Source organism: Acidimicrobiales bacterium, assembly GCA_035533095.1.
GTDB lineage: Bacteria > Actinomycetota > Acidimicrobiia > Acidimicrobiales > Palsa-688 > DATLUM01.
On record DATLUM010000094.1, the window covers coordinates 92,148 to 111,225 of the forward strand.

The window sequence follows — 19,078 nt, forward strand, 5'->3', positions numbered from 1 at the left end:
CCAGTCCACGCCAACGGCGGCCGGGTCACATGTAACCAGTACCGTGGATCGGGCAATGGTGATCGAGGAACCAACCACCGCCGGCGGGGCGGGGCCCTTCGACGGAGCCCCCTCCGCGCTGCTCGCCGGCCTGAATCCGGCGCAGGAGGCCGCGGTAACCCACCCGGAAGGGCCGCTGCTGATCGTCGCCGGCGCCGGCTCCGGCAAGACACGGGTGCTCACCCAGCGGGTCGCCTGGCTGATCGCTGAGAAGGGCGTCTCTCCTTACGAGATCCTGGCGATCACCTTCACGAACAAGGCGGCCGGCGAGATGCGTGAGCGGGTGCAGGCGCTCGTCGGCCCCGTGGCTCAGCGCATGTGGGTGTCCACGTTCCACTCGGCGTGCGTCCGGATACTGCGTCGCGACGCAGCCAGGCTCGGGTACAAGAGCAACTTCACCATCTACGACCAGGCCGACTCGGTTCGCCTCGTCGGATATGTGGTACGCGACCTCGGGCTCGACTCGAAGAAATTCGCACCCAGAGCGATCCACGCCTACATCTCGAATGCCAAGAACGAGCTCGTCGACTTCGAGACGTTCTCGGGCCAGGCCCGCACCCTCATGGAACGCAAGGTCGCGGAGGTCTACCGCGAGTACCAGCAGCGCCTTCTTGCGGCGAACGCCATGGACTTCGACGACCTGCTCCTCGTGACGGTCAGTCTTTTCCAGGCGTGCCCAGATGTGCTGGAGCACTACCGTCACCGCTTCCGCCACGTCCTGGTCGACGAGTACCAGGACACCAACCGGGCGCAAAACGAGCTCGTTCTCCTCCTCGCCGGCGAGCACCGCCAGGTCACCGTCGTCGGAGACTCGGACCAGTCCGTCTACGGCTGGCGCGGTGCGGACATCCGCAACATCCTGCAGTTCGAGGAGGCCTTCCCCGACGCGACCGTCGTCGTGCTCGAACAGAACTACCGCTCGACGCAGACGATCCTGGACGCGGCCAACGCGGTCATCGCCAACAACGCCATCCGCAAGCCGAAAGCTTTGTGGACCGAGCAGGTTGGCGGCGAGTTGGTGGTGCACTACCACGCGGAGGACGAGCACGACGAGGGGTCGTGGCTGGCTTCAGAGGTGACGCGGCTGCACCGCGCCGAGGGCGCCGGGGGTTACGCGTGGGGTGACATTGCCGTCTTCTACCGGGCGAACGCGCAGAGCCGCGCGGTCGAGGAGGAACTCGTACGGCGCGACATCCCGTACAAGGTCGTCGGAGGTACGCGCTTCTATGACCGCAAGGAGGTCAAGGATCTGCTCGCCTACCTGCGGGCGGTCGCCAACCCGGATGACGAGGTGTCGTTGAAGCGGATCGTCAACACTCCGAGGCGTGGTGTCGGCGACACCAGCGTCGACAGGATGGACAGGTGGGCGAAGGGGCACGGCGTCTCGTTTGCCGAGGCGCTCCCCCACGCCGAGGAGGCCGGAGTCAGCGGCAAGGCGCTCGGCGGGGTCCGCACGCTGCAGGAGCTGCTGGAAGAGCTGAGAGACGAAGCGCGTGGCGAGCCGAAGGCGACGCCCGCTCGGCTGCTCGAGGCGGTACTCGACCGCACCGGCTACCTCGCCGAGGTGATGGCGGAGAACACGGTCGAGGCGGCGGGGCGAGTCGAGAACATCGAGGAGCTGATCGGTGCCGCGGGGGAAGCCGACGACCTCGACGAGTTCCTCGAGCAGGTGAGCCTCGTCGCCGACGCGGACGAAGTGGACGGCGACGGGTCGAAGGTCACGCTGATGACGCTGCACACGGCGAAGGGACTCGAGTACCCGGTCGTGTTCCTGATCGGCATGGAAGAGGGGGTTTTCCCGCACCTGCGGTCGCTGGGCGAGCCCGACGAACTCGAGGAGGAGCGCCGGCTCGCGTACGTGGGCATCACCCGTGCACGCGAGAGGCTGTACCTGTCGAACGCTTGGTGCAGGACGCTCTGGGGGCAGACGCAGTACAACCCTCCCAGCAGGTTCATAAAAGAGATTCCCGAGGTGCTGCTACATGCAGCGGAAGGGGGCAGGCGATCCGCGGTCAGAGCGGGCGCCGGCGGGCTGCGGACCCGGGACCAGATAGTCGAGGCGGCGATGCGGCGCGCCAAGGCGGGCCCGGTGCACGGCAGCGGCGCGGATCAGCTCGGGCTGCGCGCCGGCGAGACGGTGGTCCACGCCAAGTGGGGCGAGGGTGTGGTGATCTCGGTCCGTGGTGAAGGCGACAAGGCGGAGGCGAAGGTGCGGTTCCCGTCGGTGGGGGAGAAGCACCTGGCGCTGTCGTTGGCCCCGCTCAAGAGGGCCTGAAGGGGTTCTGCGAACCTCTTCAGGGTCCGGCCGTGCTGCAGAGCACCCCACAGGGGACGGCGAATGCCGGCGCCGGAGCCACCGGCACGTTGATGTGCGAAGGGGTCGCGCCGCCTCGCTGCACCTGGTAGACGCCGCCGACGAGACCGGTTGTCTGCACCGCCGTAGGTCCGAGGTGCGGGGAGTCGCCTGTCGTGAGGGTGACACGCAGTGCCCAGCCGGCCGGGATCTCGGCGAACGTCGGGAACACGGCGATGTCGTAGCGGGTGACCTGGCCCGGCGTCACCGGCTCGCTAGACGCCTGGGTGAAGGGGTGGACGGGCATCAGCAGGTTGCCGTTGCCATCGGTCCACGTCTTGCCGGGGTCCAGCTTGCGGAAGGATCCCAGCAGCGCCCCGGAGGTCAACGGCACGGACTGGCCGGTTGGCGATACCTCCTCGATCGTGGCGACGAACTCCGTGTCCTTGGTGGTGGACGTGGCGTAGACGGTCGCGTCGATCGGCCCGCCGATCACCTCATCGTGCGTGAACGGCGCGGTCGTGTAGGTCAGCGCACCGGGGCCTGCTTCGAGGGTGGCGTCGTTGGTGTCGCACGGGTTGGTGGTGTGGAGTGCTTGGGCCGCGAGCGCGAGGAAACCTCCGCTCCACTGGTCGGATTGCACGCTGCACGGGCTCGTTGCGGAGGTCCACACGACCGGGTCTGCGCCGGCGGTGTTCGGCGCGGTGGAGCTGAGAACGCCGTCGTTCGTCGAAGTCTGCGCCGTGCCGGTGCGGCCAGGTCCGAAGTAGTAGGTGGAGGTGGACGCCTCCTGCAGAGGCCAGTCGGCGGTGTCGATCCACTTGCCGGAGTGGAGCTGCTCGAGATGGAGCGGCGTGGTCGTGGTGGCGAGCGGCGTCTGCTCGCCGCGCAACCAGGTGTCGAACCATTCCAGTTCGATCGCAGCAAGGTTGACTCCGGTGCCCGTTGTGACGTGCTGCCACGGTCCCATCATCAGCTGGTACCTCGGCGTGGCGGGCTGGCCGGCGAGCATCGCAGCATCTGCGGGCCGGCCGCTGGCGAGGTTCTGGAGAGCTGCGTAGTTCTGGAGCTCACCCTGCTGGAATAGGTCGTTCCAGCCGCCGACGAGGAAGGCGGGGATGTTGTCGCCCACGACATCCTGCAGGTAGGTCGCCGGACTGCGCGCCTGCCAGTAGCTGCCGTCGTAGGACTCGTCGCCCCCCGTCTCGACGTTGGCGAGAGTCGCGGCGTCGTAGCTGGCGAGCGCCTGGTTGTGTGCCACTTCGAGCGGGGCGAGATTCTGCAGCCCGCCGGCTATCGGTGCGGGCGAGGCCGACTGGCCGGACTCTGAGAGCGGTTCGAGGGCAGGATTGGCTGCGTTGAGTCCGGCGACGAGGGCGAGGTAGAACGCGCTGAACTCGATGTCGGGGATCCCGCCCTGGGTGACAGTGTCGGAGTAGATGTCGTGGCCGGAGATGATCGGGAACATGGCCTTGACCGGCGAGTTCTGAGGCAGGGCGCTCACGGTGAGGAACTGGTCGATGCCCATGTAGGACTCACCGAACAGCCCGACGTCGCCGCCGGAGTCCGGCAGGTGCGCTGCCCAGTTGACGAGGGTCGCGCCGTCAGTTGCCTGGACCGGGTCGAACAAGCCGAATGTTCCGCCCGAATCGCCCGTGCCGCGCACGTCGGCGATGACCACGATGTATCCCCGATCGACCAGGTAGGGGATGTCGGTGTTGGCGATGGACGCCCCGACCGACGAAGAGTTGCCGGGCGCGAACGACTCCTTGCCGTACGGCGTCTGCTGGAGGAGAACGGGAAACGAACCGGATGCCGCTTTACCGGTCGAGGGGTTTGTGGGGTAGTAGACGTCGGCACGGAGGACGGTGCCGTCGTGGGCCTTCACGGGCTGGTCGGTCTGGACTGCGTAGCCGAAGGTCGCCGCTTCCGGAACCCAGGCGCCGGAGTTCGACTCGGTCGCCCGGGCCACCGGTCCCGTGAGGGCGACTGTGATGAGCGCTGCAGCGCCCGCAGCCAGCCTTCGGAGATTTCTCTTGTGTCCGGCCACGACCTATTTGTTCGCCGCTGGGATGTCGGCGACCTGCGAGAGCGTCAGCAGTTGGCCGGCGGGGGGCCGCTGGCTCCCGGTAGCTCGTAGACCGAGCTGTTGGTCCCGGGGACCGTGGTGGCGGTGGTCGTCGACCCACCGGTAGATCCGGCCGTCGAGCCGGCCGATGAGGACGACTGGCCGCCGGTCCCGGAGGCAGCGGTGTAAGACGACCCGGTGATGACCTCGAGGTTGTAAGGGGTGGGGGTCAGGCTCGAGTCCTCGACCAGAGTGGCGCCTCCCGGCATCTTCGCTCCTACCTGCTGAGCGGCGGTCAGCGAGTCCGGCGCGTAGTGGATCTCGGTGGTGGAGTGGTTGTAGCCGGGCGACGCCGAGTCCACCTTGGTGTAGTAGCCGAGCCCCGAGAGCCACTGACTCATCTGCCCCGCCTGGCCGCCTACCCCGGTGCCGTTGGCGACCTCGATGTTCACCGAGGACGGGGCGACTGTGACCGACGGCATGTTGATCTTGGGGGTCTTGGACGCCGGTGCAGATGACGAGGGCTTGCCGGCCGGTGGCGGGGTGGTGCCGAACGCGTTGAAAGCCGCGATCGCTTCCTTCGCCTGCGGCTGCTGCAATCCGAGCACGTCCGCGCCGCCGGCCGTCACGTAGCTGTACGTCGGCAACGTGATGTTCGGTATCGCCGACGTGTTCATCGTGCGGAAGTCCTTGGCGAGGTCGAGCATCAGGCTGGTGCTGAACTTGCTGTCCACCGTGAGGTTCTTGGTGACACCGCCGATCACGTTGTTGAGCGCGATCGGGTTGGTGAACTCGCTCTCCGCCTTTTTGATCATCTTCTTGATGAAAGCTTGCTGGCGCTGGATTCGAGCGAGGTCACTGAGGCCCTCGGAGTGCCAGTAGCCGTCCAGCTTGTACTGGTAGTGGCGTGACCGGACGAACGCGAGTGCCTGGTCGCCGACGAGCGTGTAGCAACCGGGGGTCGGGATGTTGAGCAGCGAGTACGGGTCACGGGCGGGCGTCGGGAAGTAGAACTTGACGCCGCCAACGGCGTTGCTGATATCGCGGAAGGTGTCGAAGTTGATCTCGGCGTAGTGGTCGACCGGGATGCCGAGATCCTGGGTGATCGTCTGGACCAGCAGCGAGGCCCCTGTGTCGAACGCGGAGTTGATCCGGTTGGAACCGTGGCCGGGGATCGGCCCCCAGAGGTCGCGCGGTATCGACAGCATCATCAGCTGACGCGTTGACGGCACGACCCTGACGAGGATGATCGTGTCCGAACGTTGGCCCCCTACCTGCGAGGCGCCTCCGAACTGGGTGTTGTCACCGCCGGCCGCGATCGCGGCGCGGCTGTCGCTTCCCACTATCAGGAGCGTGAACGGCTTCCCGTTGCTGGTGTCGGTGCCCGTCAGCGTCGGGATGGTCTTGGTCTTGATCTGGCCGAAGCGCCACTGCACGTACCCGTAGGCGCCCGCCACCCCGACGACCGTCAGAGCGACGAGGACGTTGGCCAAGACAAGGACACGCCGCGGCCACCGCCTGGGCCTGATCAGCTCGCCGCCTGCGGCGAGGCGCGGCGGCAGAGACGGCGGTCGCCTTGTTTGGGGCGCGTGCCGCCCACGTCGTGGGCGCTCTCGCTGGCCCCAACTTTCATCGACGGGCGGCCGACGGTAGACGGTGCGGGGGGATTTGTCGTCGGAGGATCCGATGCCACGATTTTACCTGTGATGATGTCAGCGTTGGCTTCAGGGCGGCCCCACCAGGCGGGACTCGGGTTGGCCCGCCCAGGCGGTGACCTGCGATCATCGGTGTCGATGCAACGGCCCTACCGGGTGGTGGTCGCCAAGCCCGGACTCGACGGTCACGACCGAGGTGCACGCGTGATCGCCCGCGCCTTGCGCGAGGCCGGGTTCGAGGTCATCTACACGGGCCTGCACCAGACTCCGGAGCAGATCGCCGAGACCGTGATCCAAGAGGACGCCGACGCGGTCGGCCTGTCGATCCTGTCGGGGGCCCACATGACGCTGTTCCCCCGGATCATCGCCGAGTTGTCCGGCCGGGGAGCGGGCGATGTGCTCGTCTTCGCCGGCGGGATCATCCCGGCCACCGACATACAGCGGCTCGCCGAGGCGGGGGTGGCGCGGATATTCACGCCCGGTGCTCCCTTGGGCGACATCACAGGCTGGCTCGAGCAGGCCCTCGACGAGCGGGAGAAGAGCGTCACCTAGTCCGCGGCGCCCGGCCCCCCCTTTCCCCCCAATACCGAAATCAAACAGGAGCAAGAGTGGATCTCTTCGAGTACCAGGGCAAGCAGTACTTCGCCCGGTTCGGCATACCCGTCTCAGCCGGTGGCGTTGCCGACACGGTCGAGGAGGCCGTCGCCGCGGCGAACAAGGCCGGCTATCCGGTCGTCGTCAAGGCGCAGGTGCAGGTGGGTGGGCGCGGCAAGGCCGGCGGCGTGAAGCTCGCCAACGACAAAGCCGAGGTCCGCACCCACGCCTCCAACATCCTCGGCCTGGACATCAAGGGCCACGTCGTCCGGAGGCTGTGGGTCGAGCACGCTTCGGACATCGCCAAGGAGTACTACGCCAGCTTCACTCTCGACCGCGGTGCGAAGAAGTACCTGGCGATGGTCTCGGCGAAGGGAGGCGTCGAGGTCGAGACGGTCGCAGAGGAGGACCCGACCGCGATAGCGCGCCTGTACATCGATCCGGCATCGGGTTTCAGCGAGGGTGCGGCCGCGAAGCTCGTCGAGGAAGCCGGACTTGATCCCGAGGCACGCGAAGGCGCGGCGAAGATCCTGGTCGACCTCTACCGCTGCTACGTCGAAGGCGACGCGGATCTCGTCGAGATCAACCCGCTCATCCTCACTCCTGAGGGGAAGGTGCACGCGCTCGACGCGAAGGTGACCCTCGACGACAACGCGTCGTTCCGCCATCCCGAGTGGGACGAGTTCCGCGACATCGACGAGTTCGACGAGCGTGAGCGGCTCGCCCGCAGCAAGGGTCTGCAGTACGTAGGGCTAGACGGCTACGTCGGCATCATCGCGAACGGGGCCGGTCTTGCGATGAGCACCTGCGACGTCGTCAACCAGGTCGGCGGATCCCCGGCGAACTTCCTCGACATCGGCGGCGGTGCCAACGCCGAGGTGATGGCCAACGCCCTGGAGGTGATCAGCTCGGACGCAAAGGTCCGGTCGATATTCGTAAACATCTTTGGAGGCATAACCCGGGGGGAGGAGGTCGCCACCGGAATCGTGCAGGCTCTGGGACGAGTAGAGATCAAAGCGCCGATGGTGATCCGCCTCGACGGGACCAACGCGGAGGAGGGCCGGCAGATACTGCAGTCCGTGCTCTCGGACACGGTGCTTTCGTCGCCGACGATGTTGGATGCGGCCCGCAAGGCCGTCGAGCTCGCGGGAGCTGTGCAATGAGTGTTTTTGTTGACGAGAAGACCAAGGTCGTGGTGCAGGGCCTCACGGGCGGGCAGGGCCGCTTTCACGGGTTGCGCAACAAGGCGTACGGGACGCAGGTAGTCGCCGGCGTCACCCCCGGAAAGGGTGGTCAGGACGTCGAGGGAATACCGGTCTTCGACACCGTGGCCGAAGCCGTTGCGGCCACGGGGGCGAACGCCTCGTTCGTATCGGTGCCGCCCAAGGGGGCGGCGGCAGCGATCCTCGAGGCTGCTGAAGCTGGCATCCCGTTCGTCGTGTGCATCACCGAGGGCATCCCGGCCCACGACGAGGCGCGCGTGTTCAACACGCTGGTCGAGTCGTATCCCGCTACGAGGCTCCTCGGGCCCAACTGCCCTGGGATCATCAGCCCCGGCAAGTGCAACATAGGGATCACCGCCGGCGAGATCGCGCTGCCCGGCGGCCCCGTGGGGATCGTCTCACGCTCGGGAACGTTGACCTACCAGGCGTTGTACGAACTGAAGCAGCTCGGCATCGGTGTAACTACTTGCGTCGGCATCGGCGGCGACCCGGTTCCCGGTACCAACTTCGTCGACTGCCTCGCAGCGTTCGAGTCCGATCCGGAGACGAAGGCGATCGCCATGTTCGGGGAGATCGGCGGCTCCGAAGAGGAGAAGGCAGCGGACTTCATCGCCAAGGAGGTCACGAAGCCCGTGGTGGCTTACATCGCCGGCGTCACTGCTCCTCCCGGCAAGAAGATGGGCCACGCCGGCGCCATCATCTCCGGGTCGAAAGGGACGGCTCAGGCGAAGATGGAAGCCCTCGCCGCTGCCGGCGTGCACGTCGTCCACAATCCGACCGAGGCCGGCGAGAAGATGGCGGAGATCGTCAAAGGTCTCTGATCTCTAGGAAGCTCTAAGCGGGGACTTCTCCGCGAGCAGCATCTTGAGATACTCACGGTCCGCTTTGCCGAGGCCACCCTGCGCCAGGCGCTCCCGGACCTCTTCGAACGTCATGGTCTTGCCGGCCTCGTACAAGGCCGGCGTGATGACGCGGTCGGTGATGCTCTCGTCCATTCGTTCCTTCTGGGCGTTCTTCTCGCCGACCTTCTTGGTGACCTTGGTCTGCTCGGAGAGAGTGTTGAGCTCCTTCAGGTACAGCGACGCCTTGTCCTTGGGCTGGGTGGCGACTATGAAGCGGCGCAACTTCTCGATGCTCGGGGTCAGGTCGGCGCCGAACTGACTGACAAGGAAGCCGCGGCCCCGGTCACCGCGCTCTTTGTAATTGACGAGGTTCTTGATCTCCCGTAACCGGCGCAGCTTCTCGGTCTTCTCGCTTGCCATCTGCCCGAGCTTGGCGAGCTTCAACGGTGCGGTGACGGCCTTCTTGACATAACCCCCGAACTTCTCGAAACCGCCCTTGATCTTGTCCCCGGTCGTCTGGTTGGCCTCCGCCTGCGCATTGGATTCCTGCTGGCGGGCGTACGTATCGAGATCCTGGTATGTCTCGTCCTTCTCGCCCCCCCCGAGCGATGCCAGGGCGTCGCCAACGGATTGGACCCCGTTGGCGAGCTTCATACGAGCCGTCTGCTGCTCGTCGTCCTGGCCGAGCTTGTCGAGCATCCGCTCGTGGATCTCCGCCATCGACAGCCGCTGTGCCTCCCCCAAGGGGATGCCGTAGGCCGCCAGCACATTCAGCACTCCCTTCTCGGGTTCGGTGAGCTTCTCGCCTCCGGCCAGTCTCTCGAGAGCCCTCTTCGCTGCGAGGATCACCGTGTCGACGGAGTAGCCGATGTCGGTCTTGATCAGCTTCTTGCCTGATCCTTCGACCTGGAGCGCGCCCTCCTTGCGGGCATCCTGGGTCTTCGATCGGTAGACATCCAATGCGACGAAGTTCGCGACCTTGTTGGCGATCGTGAGTGCTGATGCACCGCTGCGTATGGCGGCGGGGATGCCCATGCCGCCGGCGGTGGCGATCTCGGCGATGCTCGCCCCGATGCGGATTCCGTTCGCGGTCGCCCCCACGACTTCTGTGCTGATCTGGATCTTGTTCTCGACAGTGGTGCGTGTCAGCGCGAGCGCCAAGGGCTGGTTGCCTGCTTCCGAAGCGTCCTTTTCCGCGGCGGCCGTGTTGGCCAGGCGCTCCGTCGGCGGGTCGACCGCGATGACGTTGCCGACGTAGCCGGCGATCCCGGCAGCGATGGCGACGCCCGGGATGGCATTGGCGAAACCCGGGTCGTGCGAAAGCGTCTCGTTGAACTTGGTGATGACCTTCAGTGTGTTGCGAGCAGCGGTCACGGCTTGCTTGACGAGGCCGACCGACTGCAGAGCGATCTTGACGTTCGCGTCCTTGTCCAGCTTGTCGTTGTCACGGTCGTTGACGAGGCGAGCGATCTTGACCGCCTTGGAAAAGATGCCGCCGACGGCTTTCAGACCGCCACCGATGCTTCCCATGATCCCCTTGAACAGTGACTTCTGACCAGTGTTGAGCGTGTTCTTGTCCGCCTTGTTGCCGATCAGCGTGCCGGCCTTGGTTCCGATGCTCCCGACGGTGCCGACCACGCCGACCGCGGTCCCCGCGTCCCTCAGGTGGGAGTCGAACTTGCTCTCCATGTTCTTGCGGACCGACTTCTTGGCCTCCTCGCGCAGGCGCCACTTCTCGGCGTCGCTGACCCGGTCCACGCCGAGGGTTGCCTTCACCTCCTCCAGCTTCTTCTGGTAGGACTCGTCGATAGCGATCTTGGCGTCCATGGCCATCTCGAACAGCTTGCGCTGCAGGGCGCCGGGGCCTTTGAGGTCGGTGAGCTTCTGTTCCGCCTTGCGGATCCCCTCCTCGTTGTTCGACTCCTTGGCGGTTTCCAGCTCGGCGTTCGCAGCCTCGACCTCGCCCGAGATCAGACGCTCGGCGCGCCGCTGCATCTGGCGCTTGAAGGCGACGTCTTTCTCCAATTCGTCGACGATGTCCTTGGGGGACAGTTCCATCGGGTCGCCGACACCCGGCTTGAAGCCGAGCTCCTCCGAGCGCTTGGTCAGCGCCTCCGAGATCTTCGACTGCTTCTCGCCGCCCTCTGTGTTCCTGGTCTGGTCGATCTCCCTCTTCACCACGTCGAACTCGCTGAAGAGGGGGAGATACCGCTGGATGTCGGGTGGCGCCTGCGAGAAAGCGGTCTTGGCGGCCACTTCGGGAGACATCCCCTTGGAGATGAGCTTGTCCCTGAGGTCCAGCCAGCCTTGAACCTGGTCTTTGACCCTGCCCATCTCTGTGGTGCCCTCTTCCGAGGTCATGTGCTTGGCCTTGGTCTTCTCCCAGGTCTGCTTGGGAGGCTTGGGCTTCTTCTTGAAGAGGTCGCCGATCCCGCGCTGGAGTGCCAACGCGCCCGTCGTCGACGGGGCGTGGCCCGAGGAGATGAGCCCGGACACCGCCCGGTTGCCGGCGGTGCGCTGGAGTTGGAGTATGGGTTCGGCGTGAGAAACCTGAGGTCCGGGGTCTTTGGCCGACGCTCGGGTCGACTGAGTCGTCGTTGTCGGCGCTCCGACGGAGACCCTCGCGCGCTCTCGGCTCACCGCTTTATCCCCCCGCGGGCTCCTCCGCGTTCCTGTCCCTCGAGCCAGCTAAGCGAAGGCACCGCATACCCCCTGACGATGTCACCGACGAATGTAACTCCGTCGGGCTTTCCCGAACGGGCATTTCTACAGAGCGCGGGGGTTCAGCGGGCTCTGCGCTCCGCCGCGGCGACGGTGTTGCGCAGGAGCATCGCCACGGTGGTGACCCCGACGCCGCCAAGCCTCGGGGTGATCCATCCCGCAACCTCGGCGCACGATTCTTCCACGTCGGACAGGACGCGGCGCCCCTCCCAGCTCATGCCTCCCCCGATCACGCATGCTCCCGGACGGATCACGCCGGGGGTGATCATCGACGGGACACCGGCAGCGCCCACGACGATGTCGGCTCTTCGGGTGTACTCGGCCCAGTCCGGCACGCCCGTATGGACGGTGGTCACGGCGGCGTTGGCGCCGGGTTCCTTGAGCGACAGGAGCATCGACAGCGGCCGGCCGAGTGTCGGTCCTCGGCCGACGATCACCACGTTTCGCCCGGCGACGGGGACGTCGTAGTGGGAGAGCATCGCCGTGATGCCCAAGGGGGTGCAGGGCCGCGGGGCTTCGGTGTCGCCCAGTGCGAGCAGACCCAGGTTCGTCGGGTGGAGTCCGTCGGCATCCTTCCTTGGGTCGATCGCGGCGACCGCTTCGTTGAAGTCGAACCCGGGTGGGACGGGATGCTGGATCAGGTATCCGTCGACGCCCGGGTCCGAGTTCAGCTGCCGGACGGCCGCGAGCAGTTCGGACTGGGAAGCGTCTGCTGAGATGCGGACGTCCACGGACGTGATCCCGACGGCCTCGCACGCTTGGTGCTTCTTGGCCACGTAACCGGCGCTCGCCGGGTCGTCCCCGACCAGCACCGTGGCCAGGCCCACCGAACGACCCTCCGCGGCCAGCTTCTCCACCCTGTTCCGCACGTCCGCGATGATGGCGTCCGCGACGGGGGCACCGGACATGACTATGGCGCTCAATGCTGGAACTGCCTCTCCCCTGTGAAGACCATGACCAGGCCGTGCTCGTCCGCGGCGGCGACGACCTCCTCGTCACGCATCGAGCCACCAGGCTGGATCACAGCGGCGACGCCCGCCGCGGCGCACGCGTCGAGCCCGTCGCGGAATGGGAAGAAGGCATCGCTGGCGGCGGCACCTCCCTTTGCCCGTCCGGCGGCCCTGGCTGTGGCGATCTCACCCGGGGTGACCCGGTTCTGCTGGCCGCCGCCTATTCCGACAGCCATACCACCGGCGGCGAGGACGATCGCGTTGGACTTGACCCAGGCGCACACGCGCCATGCGAGCTCCATGTCACGCCAGTTGTCGTCCGTCGGTTGTGCCCGGGTGACGACCCTCCAGCTCTCTCGGGTCGCGGCGAACACATAGGGATCCTGCACCAGCCAGCCGCCGCTGATCTGGCGGACGTGCCATTGAACGTCGCCGGGCGGAGGAGCTGAAAGGACGCGCATGTTCTTGCGCTTCGCGGCGAACAGCTCCAGAGCGGCCTCTTCGTACGAGGGAGCGATGAGGACGTCGGCCTTGGCGTTGCCGACCATCTCGGCGGCGACCGCTTCGGTGACGGGCGACGTCAGCGCGACGATGCCACCGAACGCCGACATCGGGTCGCATTCGAAGGCCCGGTCGTAGGCGGTGAGCGGGTCCCCGGCGACGGCGGCCCCGCACGGATTGGCGTGCTTGACCACCACGGCGGCGGCCGTGTCGAGGTCGGCGAGCTGGTGGGCCAGGCGCCAAGCCGCGTCGGCGTCGTAGAGGTTCAAGTAGGAGAGGGCCATCCCTCCGTGCTGGACGACCTCGTCCCACCAGCTCGGGCGGCCCGTCTCGCGGTAGCGGGCCCCCCGCTGATGCGGGTTTTCTCCGTAGCGCAAAGGCTGCGCCTTCTCGAGCGATATGTGAACGGTCGACGGAAGGTCGTCGCCCGCTTCGTTCTCCGCGAACCAGTTGGCGATCGCCGCGTCGTAGGCGGCGGTGTGGGCGAACGCGGCAGCGGCCAGCCGCCGCCGGAGGCTTTCCGACACCGCACCGTCACGCCGCAGGTCGTCCAAGACTTCCTCGTAATAGGCGGGGTCGACGACAGAAGCGACGTGCGCCCAGTTCTTCGCCGCGGCCCTCACCATCGTCGGGCCCCCGACGTCGATGAGCTCGATCGAGGGTTTCGACCGGAAGGGGTACAGGTTGCACACGACCATACCGATCGGCTCTATGCCCTGTCCCTCGAGATCAGCGACGTGCTCCGGCTTGGAGAGGTCGGCGAGGATCCCGCCGTGCAGCCGCGGGTGGAGCGTCTTGACCCTCCCACCGAGCATCTCTGGTGCGTCGGTCACCGACTCGACGGTCGAGTGAGCGATCCCGGCGGCCTCCAGCGCCGCGGCCGTGCCGCCGCTTGCGATCAGCTGGTGGCCCAGAGCCACCAGGTCGCGGGCGAAGTCTGCGAGACCGGTCTTGTCGTACACGGACAGCAGGACCCTCATCGGGTGGCTCCATTGCTCGATTCGGTAGGCAGGTTCTGGAGGAAAAGACGGATCGTCTCGGGGTAGAGCCGTCGTTCGACGGACTTGATCCGCTCGTGGAGAGAATCCTCCGTATCGCCGGGCTCGACCCGAACCGCTTCTTGGGCGAGGATCGGGCCGGCATCGACCTCCTCTGTGGCGACGTGCACCGTGGTGCCGGTGACCTTCACGCCCGCCTCCAGCGCGTCTCGCACCGCGCGCCAACCCTTGAACGCCGGCAGGAGGGCGGGGTGCGTGTTGAGGATGCGCCCCGGATAGACGTCGAAGATGGGTCCGGCGAGGACCGTGCCGAAACCCGCCATCGCAACCACGTCGATCTGGTGTCTTTTCAGCGCGTCGACTATCCGGGCTGTGTATGCCTCCCTGTCGAAGTCGGGCCCGAAGCTTTCCCGGGCCACCACCTCGACTTCCACCCCGGCGTCGATCGCCAGGCGCTCAGCGGCGCAGTCGCGGTCCAGCACCACGAGGTCGACCGGCACGCCGGCCGCGAGGATCGCCGCCAGGATCGTGCCTGCCCCCGACGCCAGGACCCCGAGGCGGGGCGATCCGTCAATCACAAGATGACGCTAGCCGAAAGGCCGTAACCTTCTCGTATGGCACGCATCGCCGACCTGCTCGCCGCGGGCCGGACATATTCGTTCGAGTTCTTCCCCCCGAAGAACGACGCCGAGCACGCCCGGCTCGTGCAGACGCTGGCGGACCTCCAGCCGCTGCGGCCGTCGTTCGTCTCGGTCACCTACCGCGGTGGGCGGTCGTCGCGCCAGCGGACCCACGACCTGGTGGTCGGCATGCTCCGGACCACGACGCTCAACCCGATGGCGCATCTGATCTGCGTGGCGCACACCCGTCTCGAGCTTGCCGAGATTCTCGTCGAGTTCCGCAAGGCCGGGGTGGAGAACCTCATGGCGCTGGGCGGGGATCCACCGACCGATCCCGACGCGCCCGAGGGCGAACTCGCCCACGCAATCGAACTCGTCGAACTCGCTCGTGCGATCGGGGGTTTCTCCATCGGTGTTGCGGCACACCCGGCCGGCCACCCGCGCTCGCCGGATCTGCAGTTCGACCGCGACCGGCTCGCGGAGAAGATGAGAATTGCGGACTTCGCGGCGACGCAGTTCTTCTTCAGAATCGAGGAGTACCTCGGTCTGGTGGAGGACCTCGCAGCGCGCGGCATCGACAAACCGGTCCTTCCAGGCATCATGCCGGTCACGAGCCTCGAGGCGATTCCTCGCCGCGCCCAGATGGGCGCAGCCGTTCCTGACGACATGATCGCCCACCTCGAGGCCGCGGGCGACGCGCAATCGGTACGTGCCGTTGGCATTGAGATGGCCACGCGCCTGTGCCAGGACCTTCTGGACGCGGGCGCGCCCGGGCTGCACTTCTACACGCTCAACAGTTCACGGGCGACGCGAGAGATCTACTCCAACCTCGGTCTCGGAGCGGCTGCCTGCCTCTAAAGGCCAACTTGATGCACGAACGTGCAAGCTTTGCCCGCATTCGTTGAGCGACCCCAGGGCGTGAACTAGAACCGCACGACGTGATCACGAGGGGCACCTTGGGGCGTGGCCAGGGGCAATGATGGGTTTACCGGGGGCGAGGGGCTTTCGCCGCCGCGGGCGCGCATTGGCGGCAGCAGGCGGAGCGGTTGCATTAGTCGCGCCCCTGTTGGTGCTGGCGGGATTCCCCGCCGGAGTGGCATCCGCATCACCAGGGTCACTCGACCCGACCTTCGGATCCGGTGGGGCCATCTTGACTCCTGACGGTCAGGCGATCCCCGATACCGAAGCCACGGGCGTTGCTGTGATGCCCAATGGGGACTTCGCAGTGTCCTTGGGTGGGGGTGGGTCGACTTCGAGGTTCGCCGTCAGCGTCTACGGCGTCGGGGGGAACCTCGTCTGGTCCCAAACGGTTGACTCGACGCTGAGCGGATCTGCCAACACCGTCGCGGTCCGTAGCGGCGGCAACGTCGTCGCGGTGGGCTACGAGTTTCCGTCGGGATGCTCGTACCAGGTGCCGGTGGCAGTCGAGTACACGCAGAGCGGGGGCCTGGTGTCGAGCTACCGGGGCTCGTGCCCGAGCGACGCCACCGGGATCTCGCAGTTCACAGCCGTCGCAGTCTCGGCACCCAACACCGTCGTCGCCGCCGGGAACGTCGGCGCCACGCAGGCGATAGTCGACTGGATAGACGCCTCGGGCTCGAGCGGCACCGTAACCGCCACCCAGACATCGAGCGTCCTCGCTGGTGTCAATGCCGTGACCCTCTCCGGCACGGACGCCATCGTCGGTGGGAGCAGCGGCGGCGCCGCGAAGCTCGGCGCCTTCGGGACCGGAGGTGTCGACACCGGTTTTGGTTCCGCCGGCTTCACCTCGGCTGTTTCGGGCCAACAGATCACCGGCCTGACGATCGGCCCGTCGGGGAACCTGGTGGCTGTCAGCAACACGCACCTCGCCGAGCTGACCTCGGCGGGAATGCTTGTCTGGCAGCAGCCCACTGCCGCGTGGGCCAACGCAGTTGCGTACCAGCCATTCGGAGGGCTCATCTATGTCGGAGGCACCTCTGGTAGCGGCGTTGCGGAGCAGATGTTCATCGAGCAGTTCAACGCCGCGACAGGAGCGATCATCGGGGCGTTCGGTAGCGCAGGTGTAATGAGGATTGGCTTCGCCGGCCCATCCTTCGTTGCCGGGCTGGCCCCGCAGGGAGACGGAAAGGTCCTCGCGGCGGGCGGCATCCCGTACCAGACCCAGGGCAACACCCAGGCGGCGGTCGTACGGGTGTACGGACCGTCGCTCTCAGTCCAGACCCCGGCGATAGTGGAGACGTCCCACGGCGGGCCGGTTCCGGTGAACTTCACCGCCACCATTGACGAGCCGCTTCCAGGGCCGGTCAACGCCGGGTTCTGCCTGCAGTCGGTCTCGGACTCGGTTAACGGCGGTGGTATGTGCAACATCGTCCAGATTCCGGCGGGCGCTCAGGTGGTGAACGTCCCAGTCAACGTCTACGTCACGAACCCGTATGGCGAGACGTTCGACACTCTGTCGGCCCAGGATGTCAACGGCCTGGCTCCTAGCCTCACCAACGGATCAGCGACCGCCATTGTCCGACCCGTTCCTTCCTACCCCGGCTACGAGTTGGTTGCGAGCGACGGCGGTATCTTCAACTATGGAGGTGCTCCATTCTATGGCTCTGAAGGGGGCCAACACCTCAACGCACCCATCGTCGGAATGGCATCCGCCCTGTTCGGCGACTACGGCTATTACCTCGTCGCCTCTGACGGTGGTGTGTTCACGTTCGGCCCCGTGCCGTTCTACGGTTCGCACGGAGGTCAGCCGCTGAACAAGCCCATCGTAGGGATGGCGATGGATCCAGCTACTGGTGGCTACTGGCTGGTTGCCTCCGACGGGGGCATCTTCAACTACAACGCACCGTACTTCGGATCGACCGGGGGGCGGGTGCTCAACAAACCGATCGTCGGTATGGCGTCGACGCCGGATGGGGGTGGCTACTGGCTGGTCGCCTCTGACGGCGGGATATTCAATTTCGGTGACGCCGCCTACCTCGGCTCCCACGGCGGCAGTCCCCTGAACGCGCCGATCGTCGGCATGGCCGCCAACCCGGTTGCGCAGGGCTACTGGCTGGTCGGGTCCGACGGGGGGATCTTCACCTACGGGAATGCCCCGTTCGCGGGGTCCGAGGGGGGAGCCCACTTAAACAAGCCGGTGGTCGGCATGGCGCCGTCGTCAGACGGGGGCGGCTACTGGTTGGTCGCCTCAGACGGCGGGATATTCAACTTCGGTGACGCCACCTACCAGGGCTCGCACGGCGGTTCGCCGCTGAACCAACCGATCGTGGGGATGAGCCGATGAGCCAGCGGTTGATCATCCGTGCAGTCCGGCTCCTCCTAATGGTTGTCGCCGGCGGGGTCTTCGCCCTACTTGCCGCGATGGCCGGCAGCTCGGTGCTCGGTATGAGGGCAGCCTCCGCGGCTCCGGTGACGACCTGTACGACGAGCAACGCGGGCGCAACAGCCAATGTGAGCCTCAACGGGACGACCGTGACCCTGAGCGTCGATGGGAGCAACAACCTCCAGGTTGCGACCGGCACCGGCACCCCCACCGCCTGTGGCAGCTTCCCCACGGTTACCCAGATCACCTTCACCGGCAGCGCCACGACCCAGACGGTCATCTTCGACATGACCCAGGCCGGCGGAGCAATCCCCTGCACCGCCTCCCTGTCGGGATCGCTGGTCTCATCGGGTAGCAGCGGACTGCTCGACATCCTCGCCGCCAACGGGCCCGGAGTGACCGTCGGCTCGGACGGAATCAACCTCGACGCCTGCACGGCCGCGCAAGGAAGTCTGACAGGGATCGGCACGTGGAAACTGGAGGGTACCGGTGGCAGTACCGTGCTCTCCGCCGAGGGCGGATCGGGGACCAACCCGGTCACAGGTTCGGTCATCTTCGTCGCCGGCACCGGTGGCGAGACGTTCCGGTCCGCGACGGCCAACACAGCGATCGACCTGTCAAACGTCACTTGCGCGACGGGCCCGTGCTCCCTGATCGTCAACACCACAGGATCCTCGTTCGGCTCGTCGCCGTCCGTCGCTGCCTCGACGGCGGTGTTCACCGACTCGGGCGCAGCCGTCAGCTACACCTATGACTTCACCGGCACCGGCGCCGACTTCACGAGCTTCACCGGGCTGTCCGGCGGATCCACCACTTTTGCCGCAGGCAATGCAGGGGGATACACCTTTTTAGGAAACGGCAGCGGCAACACGGCCGATTTCTTCGCAGCGACGTCCGGGGTCAACGTCGACATGCACGCAGGGCCCGGCACGGTCGGCTCCCCGGCCCAAGTCACTGTCCCGAGCGGCACCGACAACGTCTCCGGCATCACGTCCATCACGGGATCGTCAGCCGGGGGCAACACCTTCACTGCCGGGCCGGGGCCCACGTCGTACGCCTTCACAGCGGCGGGGTCCGGTAACACGTTCACCGGTGGGTCCGGCGCGGACACCTTCACCGCCACGGGGAACAACAGCACGTTCAAGCCGGGCACGGGAAGCGCGACGATCAACGCCACGGGAACCACCGGCAACACGGTCGACTTCAGCCGCCTGTCCGGCACAGTCAACGTGAACGTCACCGGTTCGCCCCTATCGAGCCCGTACCCGAC

The 19,078-nt window shown here is 66.6% G+C and carries 13 protein-coding genes; 7 read left to right on the forward strand and 6 right to left on the reverse strand.

Annotation, left to right across the window (positions count from 1 at the left end; translation table 11 throughout):
• Positions 1 to 55 precede the first annotated feature (55 nt).
• Positions 56 to 2,314 carry a DNA helicase PcrA gene (gene pcrA / locus VNF71_12020; protein HVA75278.1) on the forward strand — a complete coding sequence of 753 codons (2,259 nt, stop codon included), beginning with the start codon at positions 56 to 58 and terminating at the stop codon, positions 2,312 to 2,314.
• Between the two features lie 19 nt (positions 2,315 to 2,333).
• Here pcrA and VNF71_12025 read toward each other — a convergent pair whose 3' ends face one another.
• The gene (locus VNF71_12025; protein HVA75279.1) at positions 2,334 to 4,382 is read right to left on the reverse strand and encodes a CocE/NonD family hydrolase; all 2,049 of its coding nucleotides are present in this window, start codon (positions 4,380 to 4,382) and stop codon (positions 2,334 to 2,336) included.
• A gap of 44 nt (positions 4,383 to 4,426) precedes the next feature.
• Positions 4,427 to 5,893 carry an LCP family protein gene (locus VNF71_12030; protein HVA75280.1) on the reverse strand — a complete coding sequence of 489 codons (1,467 nt, stop codon included), beginning with the start codon at positions 5,891 to 5,893 and terminating at the stop codon, positions 4,427 to 4,429.
• Between the two features lie 300 nt (positions 5,894 to 6,193).
• Between VNF71_12030 and VNF71_12035 the strand changes: the two genes are divergently transcribed.
• From VNF71_12035 to sucD, 3 genes are read left to right on the forward strand one after another with little or no spacing between them, the layout of a single operon-like run.
• Positions 6,194 to 6,607, forward strand: a complete 414-nt coding sequence (locus VNF71_12035) for a cobalamin B12-binding domain-containing protein (protein ID HVA75281.1) — start codon at positions 6,194 to 6,196, stop codon at positions 6,605 to 6,607.
• A 56-nt stretch (positions 6,608 to 6,663) separates the two neighbouring features.
• Positions 6,664 to 7,812: an ADP-forming succinate--CoA ligase subunit beta gene (gene sucC / locus VNF71_12040; protein HVA75282.1), complete on the forward strand. Its 1,149-nt coding sequence runs from the start codon at positions 6,664 to 6,666 to the stop codon at positions 7,810 to 7,812.
• Positions 7,809 to 8,693 carry a succinate--CoA ligase subunit alpha gene (gene sucD, locus VNF71_12045; GenBank protein ID HVA75283.1) on the forward strand — a complete coding sequence of 295 codons (885 nt, stop codon included), beginning with the start codon at positions 7,809 to 7,811 and terminating at the stop codon, positions 8,691 to 8,693. Before sucC ends, sucD begins: the two co-directional genes overlap by 4 nt.
• 3 nt (positions 8,694 to 8,696) lie before the next feature.
• Here the strand turns inward: sucD and VNF71_12050 are convergent, their stop codons facing one another.
• The 4 genes from VNF71_12050 to purN all read right to left on the reverse strand — a co-directional run bounded on the left by VNF71_12050 (position 8,697) and on the right by purN (position 14,462).
• Positions 8,697 to 11,354, reverse strand: a complete 2,658-nt coding sequence (locus tag VNF71_12050) for a hypothetical protein (protein HVA75284.1) — start codon at positions 11,352 to 11,354, stop codon at positions 8,697 to 8,699.
• 143 nt (positions 11,355 to 11,497) lie between these two features.
• Positions 11,498 to 12,358 carry a tetrahydrofolate dehydrogenase/cyclohydrolase catalytic domain-containing protein gene (locus VNF71_12055; GenBank protein ID HVA75285.1) on the reverse strand — a complete coding sequence of 287 codons (861 nt, stop codon included), beginning with the start codon at positions 12,356 to 12,358 and terminating at the stop codon, positions 11,498 to 11,500.
• On the reverse strand, positions 12,355 to 13,866 hold the full coding sequence (gene purH, locus VNF71_12060) for a bifunctional phosphoribosylaminoimidazolecarboxamide formyltransferase/IMP cyclohydrolase (protein HVA75286.1): 1,512 nt from the start codon (positions 13,864 to 13,866) through the stop codon (positions 12,355 to 12,357). The genes VNF71_12055 and purH overlap by 4 nt, the downstream gene beginning before the upstream one ends.
• Positions 13,863 to 14,462: a phosphoribosylglycinamide formyltransferase gene (gene purN, locus VNF71_12065; GenBank protein HVA75287.1), complete on the reverse strand. Its 600-nt coding sequence runs from the start codon at positions 14,460 to 14,462 to the stop codon at positions 13,863 to 13,865. The genes purH and purN overlap by 4 nt, the downstream gene beginning before the upstream one ends.
• 36 nt (positions 14,463 to 14,498) lie before the next feature.
• On the opposite strand from purN, the gene VNF71_12070 reads away from it, so the two are divergent.
• From VNF71_12070 to VNF71_12080, 3 genes are all read left to right on the forward strand, one after another.
• A complete protein-coding gene (locus VNF71_12070; GenBank protein HVA75288.1) occupies positions 14,499 to 15,362 on the forward strand; it encodes a methylenetetrahydrofolate reductase in 864 nt (287 codons plus the stop codon).
• Between the two features lie 208 nt (positions 15,363 to 15,570).
• Positions 15,571 to 17,769: a hypothetical protein gene (locus VNF71_12075; protein ID HVA75289.1), complete on the forward strand. Its 2,199-nt coding sequence runs from the start codon at positions 15,571 to 15,573 to the stop codon at positions 17,767 to 17,769.
• Positions 17,766 to 19,078: hypothetical protein (locus VNF71_12080; GenBank protein HVA75290.1), on the forward strand; the 1,313-nt coding region annotated here is incomplete at its 3' end. The genes VNF71_12075 and VNF71_12080, both read left to right, overlap by 4 nt.